9 protein-coding genes are annotated in these 8,260 nt (G+C 58.6%); 8 read left to right on the forward strand and 1 reads right to left on the reverse strand.

Going from position 1 to position 8,260, the window contains the following annotated elements; translation table 11 throughout:
* Positions 1-177 precede the first annotated feature (177 nt).
* The 7 genes from ACFE0K_RS02735 to ACFE0K_RS02765 all read left to right on the forward strand — a co-directional run bounded on the left by ACFE0K_RS02735 (position 178) and on the right by ACFE0K_RS02765 (position 5,676).
* A complete protein-coding gene (locus ACFE0K_RS02735; RefSeq protein ID WP_434534607.1) occupies positions 178-642 on the forward strand; it encodes a hypothetical protein in 465 nt (154 codons plus the stop codon).
* A complete protein-coding gene (gene gspI / locus ACFE0K_RS02740; RefSeq protein WP_434534608.1) occupies positions 639-1,019 on the forward strand; it encodes a type II secretion system minor pseudopilin GspI in 381 nt (126 codons plus the stop codon). The genes ACFE0K_RS02735 and gspI overlap by 4 nt, the downstream gene beginning before the upstream one ends.
* Positions 1,019-1,654, forward strand: a complete 636-nt coding sequence (gspJ, locus tag ACFE0K_RS02745; RefSeq protein ID WP_434534609.1) for a type II secretion system minor pseudopilin GspJ — start codon at positions 1,019-1,021, stop codon at positions 1,652-1,654. Before gspI ends, gspJ begins: the two co-directional genes overlap by 1 nt.
* Positions 1,645-2,691 (forward strand): type II secretion system minor pseudopilin GspK, encoded by a 1,047-nt coding sequence (gspK, locus tag ACFE0K_RS02750; protein WP_434534610.1) that lies wholly within the window; start codon positions 1,645-1,647, stop codon positions 2,689-2,691. Before gspJ ends, gspK begins: the two co-directional genes overlap by 10 nt.
* 69 nt (positions 2,692-2,760) lie before the next feature.
* Positions 2,761-3,897: a type II secretion system protein GspL gene (gene gspL, locus ACFE0K_RS02755; RefSeq protein ID WP_434534611.1), complete on the forward strand. Its 1,137-nt coding sequence runs from the start codon at positions 2,761-2,763 to the stop codon at positions 3,895-3,897.
* Positions 3,894-4,409: a type II secretion system protein GspM gene (gene gspM, locus ACFE0K_RS02760; RefSeq protein WP_434534612.1), complete on the forward strand. Its 516-nt coding sequence runs from the start codon at positions 3,894-3,896 to the stop codon at positions 4,407-4,409. The genes gspL and gspM overlap by 4 nt, the downstream gene beginning before the upstream one ends.
* Before the next feature lie 31 nt (positions 4,410-4,440).
* Complete coding sequence (locus tag ACFE0K_RS02765; RefSeq protein WP_434534613.1) at positions 4,441-5,676, forward strand: hypothetical protein; 1,236 nt, start codon at positions 4,441-4,443, stop codon at positions 5,674-5,676.
* Between the two features lie 81 nt (positions 5,677-5,757).
* On the opposite strand, the gene ACFE0K_RS02770 is transcribed toward ACFE0K_RS02765, so the two are convergent.
* Positions 5,758-7,443: an alpha/beta hydrolase gene (locus ACFE0K_RS02770; protein ID WP_434534614.1), complete on the reverse strand. Its 1,686-nt coding sequence runs from the start codon at positions 7,441-7,443 to the stop codon at positions 5,758-5,760.
* Between the two features lie 48 nt (positions 7,444-7,491).
* Between ACFE0K_RS02770 and ACFE0K_RS02775 the strand changes: the two genes are divergently transcribed.
* Complete coding sequence (locus ACFE0K_RS02775) at positions 7,492-8,229, forward strand: DUF1461 domain-containing protein (protein WP_434534615.1); 738 nt, start codon at positions 7,492-7,494, stop codon at positions 8,227-8,229.
* Positions 8,230-8,260: the final 31 nt, after the last annotated feature.

Consider the following 8,260-nt stretch of genomic DNA (forward strand, 5'->3'; position numbering starts at 1 on the left):
ACATTCAGTCAGTTGCGCCTGCGCTCCTTCGAGCAGGCCGGATTCACACTGCTAGAAAACATGGAGGTGGTGAGTCTGAGGCTGCTGCGTACGGCGGGGCTGGTTTCCCAGGGTAACTAGACCAGCGACGACCGACAGCTCGAAGAGGAGGCGGCCCGCCTGGAAGACACCCTGGCATTGCTCAATGAGCGCAGCCTGTTCTCCGGCCAGCTGCTGGCCCTGCGCCTGGAGCCTACCGGCTGGACGCCTCTGGCCTACGACAGAATCGAGGGCGATTTCCTGCCCGTGGATGACACCGCGCTGAAGGCTCACAGACTGCCGCCTTCTCTGGAACTGGTCTGGGAACTCGATGATCTGGGTGAAGATCAGGCCAGCCTGAGTGAAGTGGCCGAAACCCTGGTGCAGGACGATGTAATGGCCGGGTCGGGCGAGGAACTGCTCGATGGCGAAGAAAGCGATGAATCCGATCAGGACGAGGCGGTTTTTCCGCAGGTGTTTTTCTTCCCCAGTGGTGAGGTCTCGCCGCTGACACTGACGCTTCGCGCCTATGATGATGTGGAGGCCGAGCAACGTTTGCGGGTGTCTGCCCTGGGCCAGTTCAGGGATCCCGACGCCAGGGATGACGAGGAGAGCGAACCGTGAGAGGTGGGCAGCGGGGTTTTACGTTAGTCGAAGTGCTGGTCGCCGTGTCCATCCTGGCGCTGGTTATGGTCACTCTCGGCCAGAGCATGGGCGCCACCGCTCGGGCCTACACCAATATCAACGAGACGCATCTGGGGTTTCTGGTGGCGTCTGACAAGCTGGTGGAGATGCAGGTGTACCAACAATGGCCCTCTACGGGTACCTCAGACAGCGAGGTCTCCCGCAATGGTCGTGACTGGTGGCTCGAAACCAAAGTTTCTGAAGGCCCTTACCCGGATACCCGGCGTGTGGATATCGAAGTTGGGCCGTTACAGGGCGACGACAAGGGCGGCATGGCCTACCACCTTGCCAGCCTGATCGGGAAGCCTGCCTCATAATGATCGGGCGCCGCACGATCCAAGGGTTCACGCTGTTGGAAATGGTCGTCACCATCGCCATTTTCGCCTTCATCTATGTGTGGGTGGCCAGTTTCCTCGGTAGCGCCTTGCAGGGCCGAGAGCAGCTGAATGCCAACGCCAGCATCATGGAGCGCAATCAGCGCGCCATCACCTACCTGACCCTGGATTTCGAACAACTGATCAGCCGCCCGGTCCGTGACCCCTATGGCGACCCACAACCCGCTATTATCGGGCGTGACAATTACGTGGAATTTACCCGGCTGGGTTGGTCCAATCCCTTCGGGCTGCGCCAGCGCAGTGAAATGCAGCGGGTTATCTATACGCTGGAAGACGGCAAGCTCTACCGCCGTTACTGGCCGGTGCTGGATACCAATGTGGCCACCGAATATCAGCAAGACGTGCTGATCGACGACGTGGCCCGGTTTACCGTGCGTTATCTGGATAAAACTCCCCAGGGCGAGTGGCAATGGCTGGAGCTCTGGCCGGATGTGGCACTGGCTGCTGTTCCTGTCTGGCAGCAGCGATTACCGAAAAGCATCGAAGTGGAAATTGAGCTGGAAGATGGCGACACCATCCACCGTTTCTACCGTACGGTGGTGAACCCATGGACATGATAGCCAGTAAACAGCGTGGCGTGGCTCTGATTATCGTGCTGATGCTGTTCGCGATTCTCAGCACGATTACCCTGGAAATTGTTTTCCGGCAGGATCGCTTCCTGACCCGGGCAGATAACCTGCTGCAATGGGATAAACGCTATCAATACGCCATGGCGGCGGAGGTGGTCGCCCAGCAAGGTTTGATTGATGATCTGGACGATGATCGCAACAACAATGCCATGGTGGATGACTGTGTCGAAGAGCAGTGGGCAGTGCAGTTACCGCCCACGCCTTACGACGATGCCATGCTTAGTGCCAGCGTCCAGGACTTGCAGGGACGCTTTAATCTGAACTGGCTGATCACTGCATCCAGTGATGAGTTTATTCGCAGCCCCCGGGCCATCTCTCAATTGACTCGCCTGATCGAGCAGTCGTTTCCCAGCGAAGCCAATGCCAGCCGGCTGGCCAACGAAATGGCCGACTGGCTGGACAGCAACAATATCGTCGACAGCGTGGAAGGCGCAGAAGACCCGGAATACCGCAGCCGGCGCACGCCAAATATGCCTGCGGCCCATGAATCAGAGTTGCGTGCACTGCTCAGCTTCCGGGTGGCAGATCAGCCTTCGGAGCCCCTGGTATGGGGGTTGTTCACCGCTTTGCCGCTTGGCACCACCTTGAACGTGAATACTGCGCCTCCACAGGTGCTGGATGCAGTGATCGGTGACGTGGCCGGTACCGCAGCAGTGCAGGCAGTGCTAGAGGCTCGCAAGGAAAAACCCGTTACCGCAGTCAGTGAGCTGATGCAATTGGGGCCGTTCAATGACCTGGACGCCGACGTGAAGAGCGATCTTGCCAGTCTATTGGGTGTCAGCAGCGAGTATTTTCAGGTAATGGTAGATGTGGAAGTGGATGGTCAACTCAGTCGCCTGGTAAGTCGACTTCACCGGGCAGGCGGTCAGGGAGAAACAACCTCCGTGTTCAGTCGTCAGGTCAGTCCACTGCTGACGCCACTCGAACCGGCGTGCAATCCCTTCTACAATGCTGACGGTACCTGATAAAAGACAGATGTAGCCCCGCAATAGCGTGGCGCATGCTGAAGAATAATGATGGAAGGACGGATTAGCGTGGCAGATGCTCCCTTGATTTACCTTGCCGGCGCCGGGGAAACCGAATGGCAACCGGACAGCCCGGTGCTGTACCAGTCCCGCAACGGTGAAACCGTGCAATGGCTTGCGCTGGGTGAGGCGCTGGCTGGCTGCCGGGGCAGCAAAGTCTCTGTGGTTGTCAGTGTCTCCTGTGCAAGACTGACCCATGTCACTCTCAGCCGCAAACAGGCGCGCCATCTCCAGCGCGTGCTTCCTTATTTGCTGGAAGAGCAGCTGCTCGATAACCCGGATGACCTCTGGTTCGTTTCCCGCAAGGGGAGTGGGGACGACTATCAGGTGTCGGCGGTGCGCCGCGAACTGATCACCAACCTCAAGCAATGGGCGGGGGAGGCCGGTGCCCACCTGGCCTCGTTGCAGGTCGATGCGGATTGCCTGCAGACCATGCTGCCGTTAACTGCAGACCTGGGGAATGGCCAGCAACTGTTGTTAATTGATCGGGAGCAGGGGCTGGTCATCGACGAAGACCAGCAGGAAGCGTTTGCCCCCCTGTTGGGTGATAGCCTGGACCAGGCCCGTCAAGTCGACCTGCAAGATCTGTTTGTCGACCTGCGTCAACGCCATGGACAAGAATTGCTTACCGGCCCCTACATGCCGCGCCAGAGCCGCAGGGAAAGTGCGCTGCTTGGGCCCTGGCGTCCGGTCGCCTACCTGGCAGCGGCTGTGTTCCTGGTTGCCGTGGTGGCTGTTTGGGTCCAGCAGTGGCGCTACCAGCAGGCAGCGGATGCCGCCCTGGCGCAAGCCAAGGATCGTTATGAGCAGCTGTTTCCCGGAGACAAGGCAACCTCCGCACTGAATCGCCAGTTTCAGGGGCGCCTGGCTCGCCTTGGTGGCGGTGCTGATGGCGGCGGTGCGGCCTTCTTCCCGCTGCTGGCGCCGGTAGCGCAGGTGCTCAAGGACATGAAGGTTGAGCCGAAACGGCTCCAGTATGACCAACGCCAGAATGTGTTGCTGGTGGATGTGGGCGCCAAGGATTACGCCCAGCTTGAAGCCCTGCAGAATGCCATAAAAAAGCGGGGGGGCAATGCCTCCATTGCCAATTATCGTAACGGCGCCCAGGGCGTTAGTGCGCGGATCAAGGTGGAGCAGCCAGGATGACATCTGCTGAATTGAAGAAACTGGCCGCCGAACGCTGGTCCCAGCTGGAACAGTGGTATGCCAGCCGCGAGGCTCGCGAACAGCTAGTGCTCAAGGTGCTCGCGGGAGTCGCTGTTTTCGTGGTGTTGTACTGGCTGATCTGGGCGCCGTCACTGACTGCACGGGATCAGGCCCGTCAGCAATACGTGGCTAACATGCAGACACTGGAATGGATTAACGCCAACAGCGGTGCGGTGCAGGCCGCCCGTGCCGGCAGCAACGGCAGTAGCAGTTTGCCCGAGAACTGGGTCAGTGATGTGAGCCGCAGCGCGGATGATTTCGGCCTTACCCTGAAAGGCTTCTCCCCGGATGGCAATCGCTCAGTGCGTATCCAGCTTGAAGACCAGCCCGCCGCCCAGACCGTGCTCTGGTTGCAGTCCCTGCAAGAGAAAGGGGTGCAATTGGGGAATCTGGAAATGACGCCGGGAGGCAAATCCGGCACTGCAACCGTTCGGGCAACCCTGCAGCAATAATATGACGCTTCGCCTCCTCCTGGCTTTCAGTATGTTGACGCTCGCCGCTACCGTCGACGCCCAGTGTCGCTTCGAGCCCCTTGACCGCGGCCGCGTGGTGAAAATTTCCGGTGCCCAGCTTCCGGCTGCAGCCGCAATGGAACTATCGGCCCTGTCGGTAATGCGGGTGGAGAGGGGGCGCTTTGTCCCGGTGGCCTATCAGTTTGATGAAATGGACCAGAAAGGCATGGTCTGGTTTGAGGATTCCGGTTTTGCTCTGGCCGGTACGGCGGGGCAGCTGGATGCAGATGACCAGCTTTTGATGATGCTGACCGACGCCGGGCCGCGTGCTCCGGAAGGGCTCAAGCCCGAGCAGGGAGAAGTGGTCAGCAGACTTACCGTTGCCAATGGTTGCCACTTCTATCTGGTGCGAGGTAACAGCGAGCGCAGCGGCAATTATTATGTGGCCCACGATGTCGACAGCGGGGAAACCCGCACAGCGCTCTATCGACTGGACGTGGATCCAGACAATGAACTGAACTGGCATTATCTGGGCTACCGCGGGTATCAGGGCGAAGGTTCCATCATTGATACCTTGAAGATGCGCATGAGCGCCGGCGTGCTGTCCCGGTTTACCCGCATGACACTGGATAACCATAACCTACGGCCGAAGCGCGTTGGGTTTTCCGTAGGGCCTATCCGATCGGTCATGCACCTGCGCACCCGGGTGGTGCTGGCCGGCATTCCCGTCATGACCATCCAGGTGCAGGCCATGCGTTATGCCTCTCACTATGAAGCCCACACCTACGCCAAAATTCCGGACCTTTACCGGGCCACACTGAAAGAGCCGGAAGTGTCGGTGACGGTGGACGGGAATGATCAGTCAGGGGCGGCTGTATACACGGCAAATTTTGTCGATAATCCGGTCATTGTCGACGGCAAGGCCGATGACCAGGCCTTCGCGGATCAGGCTTTGAGCATGGATGCCAACTGGATCCTGTTTGACAGCAAGCGGAATTTCGCTTTGCTTACCCATCTGACAGTCCCGGATGAACTCATGGAAACGCCGCTGGCGCTGATTTATCAGGATGATGCGTCGCTGGCTGTTGAGCCCGAGCAGTTCCCCGGTCAGTTGCCCAACCTGGGATATTCTCTGCATGGATGGCCGCAGCCGGAAGAGCTGCGGTTTACGGTAAGCCTGTATTTCGAGGACGGGCTGGAAGGCTTTGCGGCGGACGAGTTCGCGCGTCAGCGGTCCGCCGTGGTGCCTGTACAGATCAATCAATGATGGGTGCGCACAGAGGACGTTGAGTGCACTGAGTCATGTCTCTGTGCACCCGCTTTCCTTCGGCAAGGTGAATCTCGCGTTTCAGAAAGGCCGTTCCGGTACCAGCGAAATAGCTTCTTCCCGGGTCAGCGGTAACCATATATCCCCTTTGACCGTGGCATTTCTGGCCAGAAAGGCGGAGTTCAGCGGGAACTGGGCTGTAAATCCGTAAATAATCAGGCCAACACGATCCCCGTCTTCAAGCGGCTGGCTTACCGCCGGTAATTCCATGTTGTGAATGCCCTTTTCCGGTAGTGGCGTCAGTTGTTCGCTGGCGACATGTACACGGCGGCGGTTGGCGTGCTGAATCCCCACCCCCACAAACACCGGCATGCTCTTGCCTCCGGAGGTGCCGGCCAGGTTCAGCTCAATACGGGGCTTGCCCAGCAGCACTTCATCATCACCACGGGCTACATAGAGGGGAACAAACTTCGGTCGCCCGAAGCCGCCATTGGGTTTCAATTCCCGCAGGTCGGCACCGGGCCACATGGCACGGAACATGTCACCACCGATATCGACACCAGCCATCAGCCACTCGAAGGCTCCGGCAAGGGGGATCGTCACGCGGGTAGGGGAGAGGGCATAGCGGCTGCCACCATCCAAAATGCCATCGCCTTCCATGGCAAGTCCCCGGTCGCTGGTGACATTGATGCAGTATTGCGGCACGCTGGGTTCTTCGCCGCGCAGTTTCTCGTCCCACCAGTTGATGATGGTGTCCACGGTGGTCTCGCTATAGTCGCCACAGTGCACCATGTCATCAGTCTGGTAAAAGGGTAGCCAGCCACGCCATTTCTGGATTGGCCAGGGCATCACATGGCCGCTTTCCAGGCCGATGATCCTGGCGTCGCGGCCCTGTGCCTGCCAGCAGTCGTAGTTCATTTCTGCCTGCTGAAAAGGGAACAGGCTGTCGCTGAAGCCCTGAATAAAGAGCGCATCGGCATAGGGTGTCTTGCCCTGGTCGCAGAAACTGGCAGCGCTGCGTTCGTACATCAGTGTCTGCATGTCTCGGCTGACAGTGCCATCGAAGGCGCTGCGCCAGGGGTCGGCAAACATCTCGCCGATATCAAAACCGCTATTGATTCCGCCAAAGCCAAGTAATACTGCGCCCCAGGCAGTGCGGAATTCGCCATTGGGGGCGATACTGTTCATGTCGTACCAGCCGGTGAGGGGTACCAGGGCTTTCAGGCGAGGCTCGGTAAATGCCGCCAGGGTCTGCAGGCCGGCACCGTAGGATTCGCCGATCATGCCGATGGCGGGGCTGCCGTCTTCCAGACGTTTAACGCCGGGCAGATGGGACAGGGACCAGTCGATCACCTGGCTCAGGTCCGCCACTTCAAAATCCGGGTCCATCATATGCACTCGACCGTCGGACTGGCCCCAGCCACGTTGGTCATAGAAGACCACCCAGTAGCCAGCTTTCCAGGCGGCAATGGCCGCCTCTCCGGTGAGAATGGCCTTGCCGTAGACGGATAGTGGCCGCTTGGCGCGGAAGCCACCAAAGCCGTGGGTGGCAATCACCAGTGGCGCACTCTGGCCACTCTGCAGCTCCGGTTGGTATACCGTGGCAGCCAGTTTCTTGCCGTCCCGGGTCGGGATGCGAACCTGGTAGTAATCGGCTTCCAGGGCCTGCCTGGCAAAGCGATCATTGGTGTTGGGAAGTGTGGTGGTACAGCCGGTAATGGCGATGGCGCCCAAAAAAAGGGCTATCGACATGAAGAGCGGTCGCATGGCGCTACGTCCTCTGTTTATTATTCTGGTTTATGCTTGTGGGGTACTATGAAAAAAACAGTACAAAAAAGCCCGGTCGCTGCCACTTTAGTGTGGTTCTTCTACGCTGTCACGGCTGTATTGCTTTCCGTTTTGATCAGTTGGGCGCTGTACAGCCAGACAAATTATGGGTATGGCTTCTGGTACCAGCAGCTGGATATCGGTGAGCACATAGAAGAATATGGCCCGCAGAATCGCTTCCGTTACGGCTTTGAACAATTGCCGAGCGAGCAACACCATCGGGCATTCGAGCAAATCCGTGATGCCGTTCACCGGCAGGGTGAAGGCCTGGCAGATATTCATTACACGCTACCGGGCAAGGCGCCGATACCGCTGCTGCATGAAGCGGAGGTCCATCATTTGCAGGATGTGGCAGACCTGATTGATATCGTGCGCTGGCTGATGCTGGCCCTGGCGTTGCTGTGGCTGCCGCTGGCTGTGTTGTGTATCCGCCTGGGGGTACCGCCCATGCGGCGACGCCTGGGGATAACTGTTTTCGGGGTAGGGGCTGTGATAGCGTGGTTGGTCGTTGCCGGGCCGACTCAGGTTTTCTATCAGTTCCACTTATGGCTGTTTCCTGCCGAAAATGAGTGGTTTTTTTACTGGCAGGATTCGCTGATGAGTACCCTGATGAAAGCGCCGGTACTGTTCGGGGGAATTGCCGCGGCAATCGCTATTGGGGCGCTGTTGCTGATACCGGTGTTGTACTGGTTAGGGCTGCGGCTGTCGAAAAACATCGTCAAATAAGAATCAGGTCATGGGCATTGAAGTACTGACT

This window comes from Alcanivorax sp., assembly GCF_051117345.1.
Taxonomy (GTDB): Bacteria; Pseudomonadota; Gammaproteobacteria; order Pseudomonadales; family Alcanivoracaceae; genus Alcanivorax.